This window comes from Levilactobacillus namurensis DSM 19117 (assembly GCF_001434785.1).
In the GTDB taxonomy this organism is placed as follows: Bacteria; Bacillota; Bacilli; order Lactobacillales; family Lactobacillaceae; genus Levilactobacillus; species Levilactobacillus namurensis.
The window spans coordinates 1-15,925 of sequence record NZ_AZDT01000014.1 but is presented as its reverse complement, the minus strand read 5'-3'; the positions used below and the strand labels follow the sequence as shown (position 1 = coordinate 15,925).

Sequence of the window (15,925 nt, the reverse complement as noted above, 5' to 3'; positions counted from 1 at the left end):
AGCACTTGAATCATGTGTTTGATGGGGATTTTGGAGTTTCTGGTGAATAATTCAGGGATTGAATTGGGGATTAAGATTAAGGAATCCATCAAAAATGGATATTACCCACCATTGTTGAAGAACAAGACTTTAGGAATGATTTTTGAGCAATCCTCAACGCGGACGCGGACTTCTGCCGAAGCAGCCATGACAGAATTAGGCGGTCACGCGCAATACTTAGCACCAGGTCAAATCCAATTAGGTGGCCACGAAACTATTGAAGATACTTCCCACGTTTTAGGTCGTATCTTGGATATCATCGGTGCCCGGGTTGAGCGGCACAAGACCGTTGCTGAAGTTGGAAAGTTTGCCAAGGTTCCCGTGGTTAACTTCATGAGTGATTACAACCACCCAACGCAAGAACTTGGAGACATCATCACCATGACGGAACACCTACCTAAGGGTAAGAAGTTGAGTGATTGCAAGATTGTCTTCGTCGGTGATGCGACTCAAGTTTGTGTATCAACGATGTTTATGGCAACTAAGATGGGCATGGACTTCGTTCAATACGGCCCTAAAGGCTTCCAGATTAAGCCAGAAACGTTAGCCATTGGTCAAAAGAACGCTGAAGTTTCAGGCGGGTCTGTCACGATTACGGAAGATGCCGACGAAGCGATGAAGGATGCGGACTTTATCTACACCGATGTTTGGTACGGTTTGTACGAATCTGAATTACCAAAGGACGAACGGATGAAGATCTTCTACCCTAAGTACCAAGTTAATGCTGAATTAGTTGCGAAGGCTTCTGACCATGTGAAGTTCATGCACTGCTTACCAGCTACTCGGGGCGAAGAAGTAACGGATGAAGTCTTAGATTCCGATTACTCTATCGTTTGGGACGAAGCCGAAAACCGTAAGACGGCGATGCGGGCAATCTTCGTATACCTCTTGAACCCAGATTTGAAGTACGCTTCTGAAGACGTTGCCAAGAAGTACAACGCAGAATTTGAATTGATGCTACGGAATGCCGTTGATGAACGGAATGACCAGTAGACTTGACGATTAGAGCGGCTGTTCAGTAATGACTGAAGAGCCGTTCATGTTAGGGGGTTAGTCTCTTGGAGACGAATAAAAAGAAGTTCAGACTTTTCGATGCCGTATTGATGTCCGTCGTGGTCATCATGGTGGTCGAATCCGTGGCGCCAGCTGCGGCGATTGGACCATCGCAATTCTTCTGGTGGATTTTCTTACTGATCCTATTTTTCATCCCATACGGATTAGTATCGTCTGAACTGGGAACTGCGTATACTGGTGATGGTGGCCTGTATGATTGGGTTCGTAAGGCATTTGGTCCCCGTTGGGGTGGCCGGTTGGCCTGGCTCTACTGGATCAACTATCCGTTATGGATGGCAAGTTTAGCGGTCCTGTTCGTTCAAGTGGGTGCGCAAATCTTCCAGTTAAAGATCAACACCTTTTGGTCGATTATCATTCAGCTACTCTTTGTATGGGTTGTTGTGTTAGTTGGTAATAAGCCAGTTTCGGAAAGTAAATGGATTATGAACTTGGCAGCGTTCGCGAAAATCGTTACCATTCTCGCCTTAGGTGGTTTAGGAATCTATGTTGCCATGACAAAGGGGATTGCGAATAACTTTACCCTGCACACCATGATGCCCCAGATGAATCTGTCCGGGTTAACGAATTTATCGGTCATTATCTTTAACTTCTTAGGGTTTGAAGTTGTGGCGACGATGGCTGATGATATGGATAATCCTAAGAAACAAATCCCACAAGCCATTATCTATGGTGGTATTCTGATTGCGGTCTTCTACTTGGTTGCCGCCTTTGGAATGGGCGTTGCTATTCCAACGGATAAATTATCAGCTTCTAGCGGCTTAATTGATAGTTTTATTCTACTGATTGGTAAGCTTAATTGGTTTGTCGTCCTGATTGGAATTTTCTTCCTGTACATCTTAATTTCGGAAATGATTTCTTGGGCCTTGGGTGTGAACTACGTGGCAGATTACGCTGGTAAGGATCACACATTGCCAAGCGTCTTCGCTAAGGAAGATGCCAAAGGGATGCCTGTAGGAACGGGTTACCTGAACGGTATTATTGCATCAATCTTAGTGATTGCGGCACCGTTTATTCCTAACCAAGATATTTTCTGGGCCTTCTTCTCCTTGAATGTGGTTGCGTTGCTCTTGTCTTACACCATGCTATTCCCGGCATTCTGGAAGCTACGCAAGGACGACCCCGATACGCCACGACCTTTTAAGGTTCCTGGTGGTAAAACCATGATCAATCTGATGACCTGGGTTCCCGAAGTTCTGTTGATTCTGACGGTTATTTTCAGTATCTTCCCCATGAACTCATCTGCAGCTGAAGTTTCGGCGAAGGTTCCCGTTCTCATCGGGACGATCATTACGTTAGTGGTTGGTGAAATTGTGGTTCGGTACGCTGAAAAGCACCATTCAGAACCTGTAAAGACCACGTCAGTCCATCAAAATTAGGCACTTATTAAATCTAAAAAAATAAAAAAGGAGCAATAGTCATGAAAACTTTAGACAGTACCCCTAAACAAGACGGTTACCGGATGCCCGGTGAATTTGAACCTCACAAGGGTGTTTACATCTTATGGCCACAACGTCCCGATAATTGGCGGAACGGTGGTAAGCCAGCTCAAAAGACGTTTGTTGAAGTTGCTAAAGCAATTTCCGAATTTGAACACGTTACGGTCGGCGTCAATGATGATCAATACGCTAACGCTCGGACCATGTTGCCCGATAACGTTGAGGTCGTTGAAATGTCAAACGACGATTCTTGGATTCGTGACTGCGGTGCTACCTTTGTGGTCAATGATAAAGGTGGTATGCGTGGTGTTGACTGGACCTTTAACTCATGGGGTGGCCTGGTAGATGGGCTCTACTTCCCATGGGACAAGGACGACCGCGTTGCCCAGAAGATGACGGAAATGGAACACGTTGACCGTTACCGGTTGGATGACTTTGTCTTAGAAGGTGGCTCCATTCACGTTGATGGTGAAGGAACGCTGATTGCCACTGAGGAATGCCTGCTCTCTAAAGGCCGGAATCCACAATTATCTAAGGCTCAGATTGAAGAAGTCTTGAAGGAACATTTGAACCTAGAAAAGATTATTTGGTTGAAGAAAGGAATTTACCTCGACGAAACCAATGGTCACGTGGACAACATTGCCAACTTCGTTAAGCCAGGTGAAATTGCTTTGGCTTGGACGGATGATCAGAACGATCCACAGTACGCCATCTCTAAGGAAAACCTGGAGATTTTGGAAAATGCAACTGACGCTAAAGGACGTAAGATTAAGGTTGACAAGCTTTACCTGCCAAAGCCGATTACGATTACTAAGGAAGAAAGTGAAGGCGTTGACGCTGTTGACGGGACGTTACCACGGACCGAGGGTGAACGCTTAGCTGCCAGCTACGTCAACTACTACACGGCCAATGGTGGAATTGTCTTCCCACTATTTAACGATCCGGCTGACGAAAAAGCTAAGGAAACGTTACAAGCACTGTACCCTGACCGTAAAGTCGTCGGTGTACCAGCGCGTGAAGTCTTGTTAGGTGGCGGGAATATCCACTGCATTACCCAACAGGTACCACAAGCTTAAGCGGAAACGAAACTCCCGAGAAGATCAGGTGCAAGCCTGGTCTTTTCCTTTAGACCCATGACCCATAATCAATTATAGAATTTGGAGTGAAGAAGATGTCTCGTAAAATTGTTGTTGCTTTAGGTGGAAACGCCATTTTATCGGATGATGCTTCGGCAGCTGCGCAACAAGAAGCGTTGAAAGCGACTGCTAAGCAACTCGTCAAGTTTGTTCAACAGGGAGACCAATTGGTAGTTTCTCACGGTAATGGTCCTCAAGTAGGTAACTTATTACTGCAACAGGCGGCTGGAAGTACGCCAAAGAATCCGGCGATGCCGTTGGATACTGCCGTGGCAATGACCCAAGGCAGTATGGGGTATTGGCTGGAGAACGCGTTGGGAACAGCCTTAGCCGATGCAGGTATCCAGCAAGACGTTGCAACGGTCGTGACGCAGGTCTTGGTTGATGCAGATGATCCGGCCTTTAAGAATCCTAGCAAGCCAATTGGTCCCTTCTATACGGCCGATGAAGTGGCAGTAGAACGTCAGAATCATCCCGGGTATACTTATGTAGAAGACGCTGGTCGAGGATACCGGCGGGTCGTTGCATCACCTAAACCCACGGGGATTAAAGAGGCCAACGTCGTCAACCAGTTGGTCGCGGCTAACGTCATTCCGGTTTCTGTTGGGGGTGGTGGTGTTCCTGTCGTTCAGGAGGGACATCAGTTGGTCGGTCGTGAAGCTGTAATTGACAAGGACTTTGCGTCTGAGAAGTTAGCAGAATTAATTGGTGCCGATCTCTTAATTATTTTAACGGCGGTCGACCACGTTTTTGTTAACTTTAATCAACCAAACCAAAAGCAATTGACACACGTCACAGTCGCTGAATTAAACGACTACATGGCTGACGGTCAATTTGCGAAGGGCAGTATGTTACCTAAGATTCAAGCAGCTATCGACTTTGTGCAGAATCATCCGGCAGGAAAAGCGGTCATTACTTCGTTAGATAACGTTGATCAATTCCTAAAGACCGGTGATGGGACGATTATTAGTCGAAATTAAAAAGCGTCAGAACGGTGGCGCCAGGTAATGGAGTGAGAGAAAGTGAAACTATCAGGAACGCCCACACAAGATGGGTTTCGTTTACCGGCTGAATTCGAAGGTCAGTCGGCGAGCTATATGATTTGGCCGCAACGCCCGGACAATTGGCGCGACGGTGGAAAACCAGCGCAACGTGCGTTTACTCAGATTGCTGAATTGTTGGCACAAGTAGAACCGGTAACGATGTTGGTCAATCAAAATCAGTACGCCAATGCGAAGTCAATGTTGTCTGATAAAGTTCGGTTAGTCGAGATGAGTAGTAATGATGCCTGGATGAAGGACTATGGCCCCTTTTACGTGATTAATCAGCGAGGGGACTTACGAGCAGTTGATTTCCAGTTTAACGCTTGGGGTGGTCTGACCGATGGGCTTTACTTCCCGTGGGATTTAGATAATCAGATTGCCGTTAAAGTCGCGGACTTGAACCGAATGGACTATTACACAGTTGCCCAGACGGTACTCGAAGGATGTGCGATCCTAGTGGATGGTCAGGGCACGTTATTTGCGACCGAGGATGTGGTGTTATCGGAAGGCCGAAACGCTAATGGTGGTTTGACTAAGGCGGAAGCTGAGCAGTATTTCCATGATTATTTTGGGGTGACCAAGACAATCTGGCTCCCACAAGGCTACTTCATGGATGAGACTGGCGGAGACATTGATAATCTGATTAACGTTGTGGCACCGGGAGAAGTGGTCTTAACCTGGACGGATGATCCCAACGACCCTCAACGGGCGATTAGTGAAGAGGCTTATCAGGTCTTACGAACAGCGACTGATGCCCAGGGACGCCACCTGAAGATTCATAAATTACCTATCCCTCAGGTTCTCCGATTGAAACGAGAGGAAGCTAACGGGGTCGATCGGATCAACGGTGACCAGCCACGATTCTCCGGTCAGCGATTGACCGCCAGCTATGTCAACTATATTACGGCTAACCATGCGTTGCTGGTCCCAGAATTCAATGACCCTAACGACTTGCCAGCCCAGAGGTTGTTAGCAAAGTTATACCCGGGATTTCGGATTATCGGGGTACCCAGTGAGGCTGTGCACGAAGTCTTAACTGGCGGTGGCGGAATCCATACGATTGTGGATGGTGTTCCCAGCAGACAGAAATCAGGAGATGCCTCATGAACTTCTTTGAAATCGTTAATGCACATTTGAGCGACCTAACGGCAAACGAACAGAAACTTTTCGACTATGTTGTTGCCAACATGGATAAGATTAAGAATCAGAGTATCCGTGAAGTGGCTTCGGAGACCTTCGTGTCAACGGCTACGTTCTTACGATTTGTGAAGAAGATTGGCTTTTCTGGATTTAGTGAATTTGTAACGGTGGTTAAGTTTACGCTGATTAACCGCAAGGAAGACGACCAACCAACGCCGTTTACGGTTCGGCAAACGGATTACCGGGAAGAATACTTAAAGAACATCACCGAATCAGTGCGGGTGATTCAACCAGAAAAACTACATCAGGTAGTTGAAAAGTTAGCACAGCACCCAGATGTCTACTTCTTCGCTAAGGGAGTCAGTAAGCATGCTGTGGCCTATATCGATTATCTATATGCGATGGCTGGATTTAAGACCCATTATCCGCAAGACCATGACTATCGGCGGCTGGCGTTATCGCAGGTTGATGATCAGGCGTTGGTCTTTATCCTAACCTATGCTGGTGATGATGGTGAAATGCTTGATATCTTGAGCCAGTTGGTCAAGCGAAAGAAACGACCGTTGCTGGTTTCGATTACCGAGCCCGATAACAATACGATTCAGAATCTTAGTGACCTGAACTTCTATATCTTTACGGACGATGTCCAGGTCAACGGGAGCGATATTAGTTCACGTATCTCTACCATGGCGATTATGGAACTGATTCTGTACCAATATGTTGAGGACTATGGCGGACGTGATTTCCATTTCTACCACCGTGATGATGCTTAACCTATTAAAGAGACGACCCACGAAGCTTTCGTGGGTCGTCTCTTTTCGTAAGCGTTAAAGGGGATGGTGAGTGCTTCTGGCGAATAACAGGTTTGACTTGGGATGTGTAACCAGTGCGGGGGATTGGTGAGCACTTTCCGTCCATCGAACCACTAATTCACCAATGATTACAGCTAATACGATACCGATCCATAGTGGTAATTTAGCGGTGATGGCTGCTGTTGAGAAACTGGTTGGGAGGACACTGAAGATGATGGCTAGAATGAGGAGAACCTCGGGAATCCAGGTCATGAGGTTAATCATCAGACGACCGCCAGGAACTCGGAAGGGGCGTTGACGTTGACTATCGATTCGGCGCAACTTGTGAAACGCGGGGAAGAGCATGGTGTAGGAGAGGAGCAGTGCTATGATGTTGAGTGAGAAGAAGGACCAGAAAATATCAGGATTAGGAAAGAGGGGAGCCAGCAGAACGGCGCTTGAAGCTAAAAGGCCATTGAGATAACCTGCCCCAATAGGCATGCCCTTAGTGTCTTCCTTAGCGAAGACGGTGGGAAGGTCGTGATTCTTACCAGCGTAGTCGGCCACGTAGTTGATGCCGAGGGCCCAAGAGACCATCTCTGAAACTAACGTGTAGAGGAAGCATCCCCCAATGAAGACCACGAAGCCATTAAGCTTGCCCACGAGTAGAACGAAACCATCTAGGAGACCACTAGAAGCGGAGAGCTTAGCTGTTGGAATAGCAACGCCCATGCCAAAGGCGGCCAGCAGATAGAATAGGGCACTAAGGAGTCCGCCAAAAATAATAGCTTGGCGAACCTGTTTCTGGGGATTATCCATGTGACTAGCCATGGTGGTCACGACCTCAAACCCTAAGAAATTAAAGATGATGACCGAAATGTTGGAAAGACTACTAAGGCTGGCCTGAGGAAGCATGGTTTGCAGGGTAAACCGGTTAGCGACCCCTTTGGTCAGGGCCACGTAAATCCCTAATCCCCCTAGTGAAAAGATAATGAGAATTTTCGCAATCGCAGCCAAGTCCATAATCCATTTACTTTCAGAGACGGGCTGGTTACCCACTAGGACGACTGTCCAGATAAATAGAAGTTGTCCTAATAACGTGCCCCATAGTGGAAGATGCCACTGAAAGATTCGTTGGGCGACTTGCATAAAAAGAACTGCTAATCCGGCCATCCAGAAAGGATAGTTAATCCAGTAGATCCAAGCCAACCGGCCGCCCCACCGTGGGCCAAAAGCGCGCCGGACCCAGTCGTAGAGACCACCGTTGCCTGCGTAGGTGGTTCCCAACTCTGATGAAATGAGGCCGTAAGGGATGAAGAATAGCAGTAAGAGGCCCCACCAAAAGAATTGTGAAGGGCCAATGGCAGCAGCCGGAGCCACAGACTCAACCACCATGACCACGACCACGGACATTAACACAGCATCAAATAATCTGAAACTTTTTTGATTGCTTTTCACAGAACAACGCTCCTCACAGACTATGCGACATGTTCAACTAATAACTAAATTGAGTATACGCCGAGGAAGCCTCTCTGAGAAAGCGCTTTCTGTAACAAAGAATGACACTTGTTTCATTCTGCGTCTTTGGCTGTCATAGGGATTAGATAAAAGATTTTTAGTGTCGGTGTTGAGGTAATGTCACGAGGTTTTGGTTTAAATCTAACTAGAATGAACCGTAGTCACCATAAGAGATAGCTACAGAAAACTGTCAGCATTAGTGTAAGCCGTGAGGGCGGTCAGACAGGGCTCAGCCGTGAAATTTTCCTTGGTGAGCGTTTTTGGCTCGCCTAGGAAAAGGCCAAGCTTGGAGACCTGAACTTGGGGCTCCAAGTTGTGCCCACGGCGTTCCAGCCCTGTCTGGCCGCCCGGTAAGGCGCTGACAATCACCATCGTTTGGTTTTAAATGACTTAAACGCAAAAAGGCACCTTCTCCCTAAACCCACTGATTTTCTGTCAGACGAGATAGAAATCAGTGGATCGGGGAAGGTGCCTTTTAAGTGCTAAATATTAATGACCTTATTCAAAAAGTCCTGTAGCCGGGGACTCTTGGGGTGGTTGAAGAGGTCGGCGGGTTTGCCTTGTTCTTGAATCAAGCCGTCAGCCATGAAGACGACTTGGTCGGCGACCTCCTTGGCGAAGCCCATTTCGTGGGTGACCACGATCATGGTCATCCCGTCTTGGGCCAGCTGCTTCATGATGGCCAACACGTCGCCGACCATTTCGGGATCTAAGGCCGAGGTGGGTTCATCGAAGAGCATGATCTGGGGATGCATGGCCAGCGTCCGGGCAATGGCGACCCGTTGTTGTTGCCCACCGGATAGGGAAGTCGGCATCACGTCGGCTTTGTCGGCCAGACCGACTTGGGCTAAAAGCTTCCGGGCGGTCTGTTCGGCCTGTTCCGGCGTTTCTTTCTTCAACTGGACCGGCGCCAAGGTGATGTTTTGCAACACCGTTAGATGGGGGAAGAGGTTGAAGTGTTGGAAGACCATCCCGATGTTCTCGCGGACCGTGTTGATGTTGGTCTGCGGGTCGGAGAGGTCGTGGCCGTTGATGATGATTTGCCCCTTCGTCGGCGTTTCCAGGTGGGTCAGGCACCGTAAGAAGGTACTCTTCCCGGACCCGGACGGTCCAATCATACACAGGACCTCATTGTCCTGAACGTCGAGGTCGAGGCCCTTAAGAACTTCGGTCTTGCCATAACTTTTATGCAAGTCGCGTACTTGTACTTTTACCGCCATTAGTTAATCCTCCTTTGGACCCAGTTCGACAGCCAGGTCAGTAACGTGATAATAATCAGGTAAATCATGGCGATCATCAGCCAAATCTTGAACCCTTCGAAGTTCCGGGCGATAATCAGCGTCCCGGTCTGGGTCAGTTCGACGATGCCGATGACTGAAAGAATCGAGGTATCCTTTAACGTAATGATGAACTGGTTAATGAACGAAGGAATCATGATTCGAATCCCTTGGGGCATGACCACCTTGCGCATGGCCGCCCAATAAGGCAACCCCAGCGAACGGGCGGCTTCCATCTGCCCCTTATCGACGGCCTGGAACCCGCCTTTGACGAAGGCTCCGGTGTACGCCCCTTCGTTGAGCATCAGGGTAATCAATCCGGCGACGAAGGCCGGAATCTTAAACCCGTGGCCAATCAGGTCGGGGAACCCGATGTAGATGAAGAAGGCCAGCACCATGAGCGGCATGCCCCGGAAGATGTAGATGATGGTACTGGAGATGGCGGGGCCCACCTTGCCGGGCATGACACCCAAGACTCCTAGGATCAACCCTAAGATTGTGGCTAAGATGATGGCGACCACGGTCAGCTTCAGGGTCATCCAGAGCCCGTTGCCGATGGTCCCTAAGTTCTGGGTGAACAGACCGACGAAAGTCCGACTGTTGGCGGTCTCGCCGGTTAGCGTAGATTCCTTGGCGTGTAGGTAGTGGTTAATGATCTTGTCGTAGGTCCCGTCAGCCTTAATGGCTGCGAGTCCGGCGTTGAACTGCCGCAGAAGCTTGGCATTCTTGCCCTTCTTGACGGCAAAGCCGTAGTCCCCGGCGTCGTGTTGTTTGGACACGATCTTTAAGGGAATCCCGTTCTTGATCCCGTAAGACATGACCGGGTAGTCTTCGAAGCAGGCCACGGAGTTGCCGACCTTCACGTCGTTGTACATGTTGTTGGAGTCGTTAAAGTACTTGATCTTAAAACCGTATTTGGCCTGAACCGATTTCGCATAAGTGGCGCCGGCCGTCCCGGTCTTGAGGGCCACGGTCTTGCCTTTCAGGTTAGCCATGGTCTCGATGGGGCTCTTCTGGGCCACGGCCATGACCACCCCAGAGGTATAGTAGGGCTTGGAAAAGTCAAACGTGGCTTCCCGGGCGGAGGTGATGTTCATGCCGGCGATGACCCCATCGACTTGGTTGGCACTTAACTGCTGGACGGCCGCGTTGAAGCTCAGGGCTTTGAGCTGGTATGTAAAGTGTTCCTTCTTCGCGATAGCCTTCAATAAGTCAATATCGATTCCCCGGTACTGACCCCCCTTGACCTGAAATTCAAACGGGGCGAACGTGGTGTCCGTCGCAATCGTATAATCCGCATCCGCATGGGCGGTGACACTGAAACCGAACCATCCACCAAGGGTCACCAGTAACGTGACCACCATGACTTGCCATTTCCTCATGTTAAACCCTCCTAGGCAAACTCTTTCTTTAATGTCATAAAATATAACACGAGTTCGAGTCTTTGCCAAGGGTTGGACCGTCAATTTTGATTAAAATCCCGATTTAAGTTGCGTTAGTTAGCAAAATTGGATATCCATCAGTGATTGAGGGGCTTATTGATTCACTTAATGGTAGATAACCTAACATATCAAAAAAACACCGCCCCAGTCATGACTGGAACGGTGTTTTCGAACAACGTTAACCTTCGAGATCCGCAATCACCTGTTTGGCGATGACCGGATCAGTGGCATAAGGGGTGTTGACCCCGTTGATTTTCTGATAAGCGTCCTCACCCTTGCCGGCCAAGACGATCAAGTCGTGGTTGGTGGCGTGGGCGATGGCGTGGTGAATGGCGTCTTCGCGCTTGGCGATGTAGGTCGTGGTGACCTTATCGTGGTCGATACCGGCGTCAATCTGTTGCGCGATGACCCGGGGATCTTCATGACCGGGGTCATCGGTGGTCAGAATGGCGGTATCGGCGTAGGCGTTGAAGGCCTTGGCGAACCCTGCGCGCCGGTCTTCTCCCTTATCACCGGTACTCCCGGTGACCACCGTGATGTGGTGGTCGGGGAACTGGGTGTGCAGGAAGTGTAGCAGGGCATCCATGCTGCCCCAGTCATGGGCGTAGTCGATGTAGACGGTGCCGTGGTGCTGGGTCGCCAGTGATTCCATCCGACCAGGGACCAGGGTCCGGGACAGTCCCGCCTGCATATCAGCGGTTTGCGCACCGGCTAGGTGACTAGCCAGAATTGCGGCCGTGGCGTTGCCTTGGTTGAAGTCACCAGGGACGGAAACGTGGTAGTCGGCAGCTAGGCTGGCCAGTCGTTGGTCGTTGGCAGTCAGCGCAAAGGCACTGGCGGTCAACGTGGCCGCTTGGGGGTGCAACGAGACGCTGGCTGAGGCATCATCGACCCCGTAGGTGAAGATCTTGTCGGGATCGGTGGAGACCTTAGCAGCAGCGTAGACTTCAGCGAAGTGATCCATGTCCGCGTTAATGATGCACTGACGCGAATTGAGCATCAGCTGTTGCTTGCACAGCAAGTAGTTCGCGAAGTTCGGGTGTTCGTTGACCCCGATATGGTCGGGGGAGATGTTCAGGAAGATTCCCACGTCGAAAGTCAGCCCGTAGACCCGGTGAAGCAGGTAGGCCTGTGAGGCGACTTCCATGACCAGAATCTTTTGCCCGTTATCCACGGCTTGGCGCATCTCATGGAAGAGGTCGAACGATTCCGCGGTGGTCAGGTGCGCTTTGAACGTATCCTGAGGCTGGTTACCGATGATGTGGTTAATCGTCGAAAACATAGCCACTTGACCAGGAAAGGCTTCGCTCAAGATGTGGTGCGTAAAGTAAGTCGAGGTCGTCTTGCCCTTGGTTCCCGTGTACCCAATCAAGAAGAGTTGGTTTTGCGGGAAATCAAAGTACAGTTGGGCAGCCAGTGACAACGCCTTGCGGACGTCAGTCACCAGGATACCGGGTACGGAGACCTGGTAATCCTGTTCTGCCAAGTAGGCCGTTGCGCCGTTGGCAATGGCTTGTTGTAAATATTTTGGTGAGAACGTGAACCCCTTGCAGACGAAGAGCCCGTTTGCCGTCATCTGACGAGAATCGTAGTGGAGCGTGGCAAAATCGGTGTCGGGGTCTAATTCAGCGGTTGTCCCGCGGTACAAGTCGTGTTCACGGAGCAACGCAATCAGTTGGTTTACTCGCATGACAATGTCCTCTTTTCGAGTTTAGTCGATGGGCCGCATGGTTGGGAAGAGCATGACGTCCCGAATGGAAACGGAGTCGGTTAGCAGCATAGTCAACCGGTCAATCCCGATTCCCAGACCACCAGTAGGCGGCATCCCGTATTCCATAGCTTCCAGGTAATCTTCGTCAATCCCGTGAGCCTCTTCGTTCCCGGCGCTACGTTCAGCGTCTTGGGCTTCGAACCGTTGCCGTTGGTCGATCGGGTCGTTTAATTCCGTAAAGGCGTTCCCGTATTCCTTACCCACGATGTACAGTTCGAACCGGTCGGTGAACCGGGGATCCTTGGCGTTCTTCTTAGCCAGAGGTGAGATTTCGACTGGGTGACCGTAGATAAAGGTTGGTTGCGTTAAGCGACCTTGAACCTTTTCTTCGAAGAAGGCATTGATGATGTGGCCGACCGTCCAGTAACTTTCGTAGTGGATGCCGTTGTCATCTGCCAACTTCCGTGCGTCGTCCACGGACATTTCCTGCCAGAAGTCGATGCCGGTGTATTCCTTGATGGCGTCGACCATGTGCAGGCGCTTGAAAGGTTGGTCCAAGTCAATGTCGTGCTTCTTGTAGGTCAGCTTACCGGTCCCGTTAACTTGGTTCGCGGTGTAGCGGATCATGTCTTCCACTAAGTTCATCACGTCCGTGTAGTCGGTGTAGGCCGTATAAACTTCGACCATGTTGAATTCAGGGTTGTGTTGTAAGTCGGTTCCTTCGTTCCGGAAGTCCTTACCTAATTCGTAGACCTTTTCGTAACCGCCGACGATCAGCCGCTTCAAGTACAGTTCCGTGGCGATCCGCAGGTACATCGGAATGTCAAAGGCGTTGGACTTGGTGATGAATGGCCGGGCTTCGGCCCCACCAGCTGCCGTTTGCAGGACTGGCGTATCGACTTCTAAGTAACCGTGGTTGTCCAGGTATGCCCGGATGGCCTTCTTGACAGCAGCGACCTTGATGAACCGGTTAAAGCTGTCACGGTTGGCGATCAAGTCCAAGTACCGCTTCCGGTAGATGGTTTCCTTGTCGGTCAGACCATGCCACTTGTCAGGTAATGGCCGTAAAGCCTTGGACAGGAACGTTAATTCGGTGATTCGTAAGGTCAAAGCGCCCGTGTTAGTCTTGATCACGTAAGCTTTGACGCCGATGAAGTCCCCTAAGTCCAGAGACTTGAACAGGTCGTAGCTTTCTTCACCCAGTTCGTCTTGACGTGCGTAACCTTGGATAACGCCCGTCCGGTCGAGCAAGTCGATGAAGCCGGCCTTACCACTGCCCCGTTTACCGGTTACCCGGCCAGCGAGCGTGACAAAGTGCTTCTCTTCCATTAACTCTTCCTTCGTGGATTGGTCAAACTTTTCGTTGACGGACTTAGCATCGTCGGTGCGGTCGAACCGGTGACCGAATGGTGCAATGCCTTCCTCACGAAGATGGTTCATTTTATCGCGACGAACCTGCATTTGATCGTTCAAATCGGTTGGTGCGGTAGTCTTCTTTTGGTTGTTACCCATTTTATTTGTGTCCTCCTACTATGAGTTGTGATTCAACGTGTGATTGAATCCAGACCTGTTTTAAATTTAGTCGATTTTGCCCGATTTAGCAACCCCTGCGCCCTTAAAACTCGCCGGATTGTCGGTGACTTACCTAGCGACTGGAAAGTGTTTCTTCTATTATGATACGATGATGGCAAAGGGAAGGTAGAGATTAATTGATATGGTAAAAACGATTCGGAAAATGTGGCCGTTACTGGTCCTAGGGTTCTTGGTCAACACGGCATACAGCGTGATGTGGCCGTTGACCACGATTTATTTACATAATGACCTGCACCTCAACCTGGTGGTGAGCGGGTGGATCTTAGCGGCTTACTCGGGTTGCAACGTGTTGGGCGGCTACCTGGGTGGCGTGCTAGGTGACCGATGGCCGGTGAAGCGCGTTGGCCAGGTGACTTTAGCTGCATTGATTCTGGATGCGGGCGTAGGGTTCTGGTGGAACGACCTGGTGGGTTACCCGCTGGTGTTGGTGGTCTTCGGCCTGTTGACCGGAATCATGTTGACCCTGGTCACCACGGTAACGGCCCAGCTGAGCCATGCGGACAGCCGGCTGTTCAACTTACTCTATATCTTCATTAACTTAGGCTTAGTTGTGGGGACGGCTAGTATCGGGATCTTGTTCCGGAAAAGTCTGCAACCGATCTTTACCATGTTAGTGGTGTGCTATCTGCTAGCCATCGTGCTGTGGCACCGGTACGCAGAACGTTTTGCAGTTCCCCGCCAAGCGGTGGCGACCAGTGCCACTGCGGCTCAAGGTGCTGAGACTGCCACGCGTCCACACCGTGCTAGGTATCGGTTAGCGCCAGTTACCCTGGTGATCTTACTCTTGAGTCTGGTCTTGATGTGGGGGACCTACGCGCAATGGATGAGTAACGTCTCGGTCTACATTCAAGATGTGGGCTTGAGCATTAAGATTTACAGTTATCTGTGGGTTTATAACGGGTTACTGTTGATTGTGGTTCAAGCCTTGATGGCTAAGTTGAGTCGCTTAGGAGTACTGCCGTGGCAGATTCTGGGTGGTTTGTTGGCCATTGGCGGGTCGTTTCTACTATTAAGTAGCGCCCATCAAGTGGGAACGTTGTTTGTGGCCATGACCCTCTTGACGGTGGGGGAGGCCGTTTATGTTCCGGGAGTCCCGGCCCTGATCAATGCCTATACGGTGGGCAACGAGGGTAAGTACCAGGGATTGGTCAACGCCTTTTCGTCATTGGGTAAGGCGTTGGGACCGGTCTTCGGTGGTTGGCTGGTAGGCCAGGCGGCTGGTTTTGTTGGCCTGTTCTGGGTCTGCGCGGTCATCGATGGGCTGGTGGTCGTGGTGGTTGCTCTGGGCGTTAGCCCGTTGATGCGGCGCCATCGGAATAATTTACGAAAGTCATAGCTTTGAATGCTGCGTTTCCTCCGGTGAACACGATTATTTTTCATAGGCTTCCATTGGATGGTTTGCCTTTGAAAAATAATCGTGTTTTTTTGAAAATTAGAGTTGACGGTTAGGGGCTCGGTTGGTATAGTTATATACGTTGTCGTCGCGAAACACTGATGAAATCAACGAAAGAGATTGAAATTAGTGCTTGACGGCAGCATGATTAAAATGATATATTAGTTATGTTGTCGTTTAGCGATAACTTATCAACGAGAAATATTTAAATAAATTTCTTGTTGACAACATAATCGCCAAATGATAAACTAATAAAGCCGCTTGTTAAACAGGCAGCTTGGTAGACCTTTGAAAACTGAACATTGTTTCGACAAACCAAATATGTGTAGGGC

At 49.8% G+C, this 15,925-nt stretch carries 12 protein-coding genes; 7 read left to right on the top strand and 5 right to left on the bottom strand.

Translation table 11 applies throughout. The features are described 5' to 3' along the window. Nucleotides 1–42: 42 nt before the first annotated feature. From ptcA to FD30_RS03065, 6 genes are all read left to right on the top strand, one after another. Entirely contained in the window at nucleotides 43–1,032 is a 990-nt protein-coding gene (gene ptcA / locus FD30_RS03090) for a putrescine carbamoyltransferase (RefSeq protein ID WP_235803247.1), read from the top strand. A 65-nt stretch (nucleotides 1,033–1,097) separates the two neighbouring features. Then, nucleotides 1,098–2,489: an APC family permease gene (locus tag FD30_RS03085; RefSeq protein WP_056943850.1), complete on the top strand. Its 1,392-nt coding sequence runs from the start codon at nucleotides 1,098–1,100 to the stop codon at nucleotides 2,487–2,489. A gap of 41 nt (nucleotides 2,490–2,530) precedes the next feature. Continuing rightward, the gene (gene aguA, locus FD30_RS03080) at nucleotides 2,531–3,625 is read left to right on the top strand and encodes an agmatine deiminase (RefSeq protein WP_056943849.1); all 1,095 of its coding nucleotides are present in this window, start codon (nucleotides 2,531–2,533) and stop codon (nucleotides 3,623–3,625) included. Between the two features lie 95 nt (nucleotides 3,626–3,720). Next, entirely contained in the window at nucleotides 3,721–4,665 is a 945-nt protein-coding gene (arcC, locus tag FD30_RS03075; protein ID WP_056943848.1) for a carbamate kinase, read from the top strand. 42 nt (nucleotides 4,666–4,707) lie between these two features. Beyond that, nucleotides 4,708–5,835: an agmatine deiminase gene (aguA, locus tag FD30_RS03070; protein ID WP_056943847.1), complete on the top strand. Its 1,128-nt coding sequence runs from the start codon at nucleotides 4,708–4,710 to the stop codon at nucleotides 5,833–5,835. Continuing rightward, nucleotides 5,832–6,641: a MurR/RpiR family transcriptional regulator gene (locus FD30_RS03065; protein WP_056943846.1), complete on the top strand. Its 810-nt coding sequence runs from the start codon at nucleotides 5,832–5,834 to the stop codon at nucleotides 6,639–6,641. The genes aguA (FD30_RS03070) and FD30_RS03065 overlap by 4 nt, the downstream gene beginning before the upstream one ends. A gap of 54 nt (nucleotides 6,642–6,695) precedes the next feature. Here the strand turns inward: FD30_RS03065 and FD30_RS03060 are convergent, their stop codons facing one another. The 5 genes from FD30_RS03060 to lysS form a co-directional block, all read right to left on the bottom strand. Continuing rightward, a complete protein-coding gene (locus FD30_RS03060; RefSeq protein WP_235803248.1) occupies nucleotides 6,696–8,072 on the bottom strand; it encodes an APC family permease in 1,377 nt (458 codons plus the stop codon). 587 nt (nucleotides 8,073–8,659) lie between these two features. Next, nucleotides 8,660–9,397 (bottom strand): amino acid ABC transporter ATP-binding protein, encoded by a 738-nt coding sequence (locus tag FD30_RS03050; protein ID WP_024748000.1) that lies wholly within the window; start codon nucleotides 9,395–9,397, stop codon nucleotides 8,660–8,662. Then, on the bottom strand, nucleotides 9,397–10,836 hold the full coding sequence (locus FD30_RS03045; protein WP_056943843.1) for an ABC transporter substrate-binding protein/permease: 1,440 nt from the start codon (nucleotides 10,834–10,836) through the stop codon (nucleotides 9,397–9,399). Before FD30_RS03045 ends, FD30_RS03050 begins: the two co-directional genes overlap by 1 nt. Before the next feature lie 238 nt (nucleotides 10,837–11,074). After that, complete coding sequence (locus FD30_RS03040; protein ID WP_056943842.1) at nucleotides 11,075–12,586, bottom strand: UDP-N-acetylmuramoyl-L-alanyl-D-glutamate--2,6-diaminopimelate ligase; 1,512 nt, start codon at nucleotides 12,584–12,586, stop codon at nucleotides 11,075–11,077. Nucleotides 12,587–12,607: 21 nt separating this feature from the next. After that, nucleotides 12,608–14,119, bottom strand: coding sequence for a lysine--tRNA ligase (gene lysS, locus FD30_RS03035; protein ID WP_024747997.1), 1,512 nt, complete (start codon nucleotides 14,117–14,119; stop codon nucleotides 12,608–12,610). Between the two features lie 202 nt (nucleotides 14,120–14,321). Here lysS and FD30_RS03030 point away from each other — a divergent pair, with 202 nt between their 5' ends. After that, complete coding sequence (locus FD30_RS03030; RefSeq protein ID WP_056943841.1) at nucleotides 14,322–15,536, top strand: MFS transporter; 1,215 nt, start codon at nucleotides 14,322–14,324, stop codon at nucleotides 15,534–15,536. The last annotated feature ends 389 nt before the right edge of the window (nucleotides 15,537–15,925 follow it).

Bases quoted from the DNA above. Each gene is read 5' to 3' on its own strand.
- aguA (WP_056943849.1), top strand. From the start codon at position 2,531: ATGAAAACTTTAGACAGTACCCCTAAACAAGACGGTTACCGGATGCCC.
- arcC (WP_056943848.1), top strand. From the start codon at position 3,721: ATGTCTCGTAAAATTGTTGTTGCTTTAGGTGGAAACGCCATTTTATCG.
- FD30_RS03065 (WP_056943846.1), top strand. From the start codon at position 5,832: ATGAACTTCTTTGAAATCGTTAATGCACATTTGAGCGACCTAACGGCA.
- FD30_RS03060 (WP_235803248.1), bottom strand. From the start codon at position 8,072: ATGTCCGTGGTCGTGGTCATGGTGGTTGAGTCTGTGGCTCCGGCTGCT.
- FD30_RS03050 (WP_024748000.1), bottom strand. From the start codon at position 9,397: ATGGCGGTAAAAGTACAAGTACGCGACTTGCATAAAAGTTATGGCAAG.
- FD30_RS03045 (WP_056943843.1), bottom strand. From the start codon at position 10,836: ATGAGGAAATGGCAAGTCATGGTGGTCACGTTACTGGTGACCCTTGGT.
- FD30_RS03040 (WP_056943842.1), bottom strand. From the start codon at position 12,586: ATGCGAGTAAACCAACTGATTGCGTTGCTCCGTGAACACGACTTGTAC.
- lysS (WP_024747997.1), bottom strand. From the start codon at position 14,119: ATGGGTAACAACCAAAAGAAGACTACCGCACCAACCGATTTGAACGAT.
- FD30_RS03030 (WP_056943841.1), top strand. From the start codon at position 14,322: ATGGTAAAAACGATTCGGAAAATGTGGCCGTTACTGGTCCTAGGGTTC.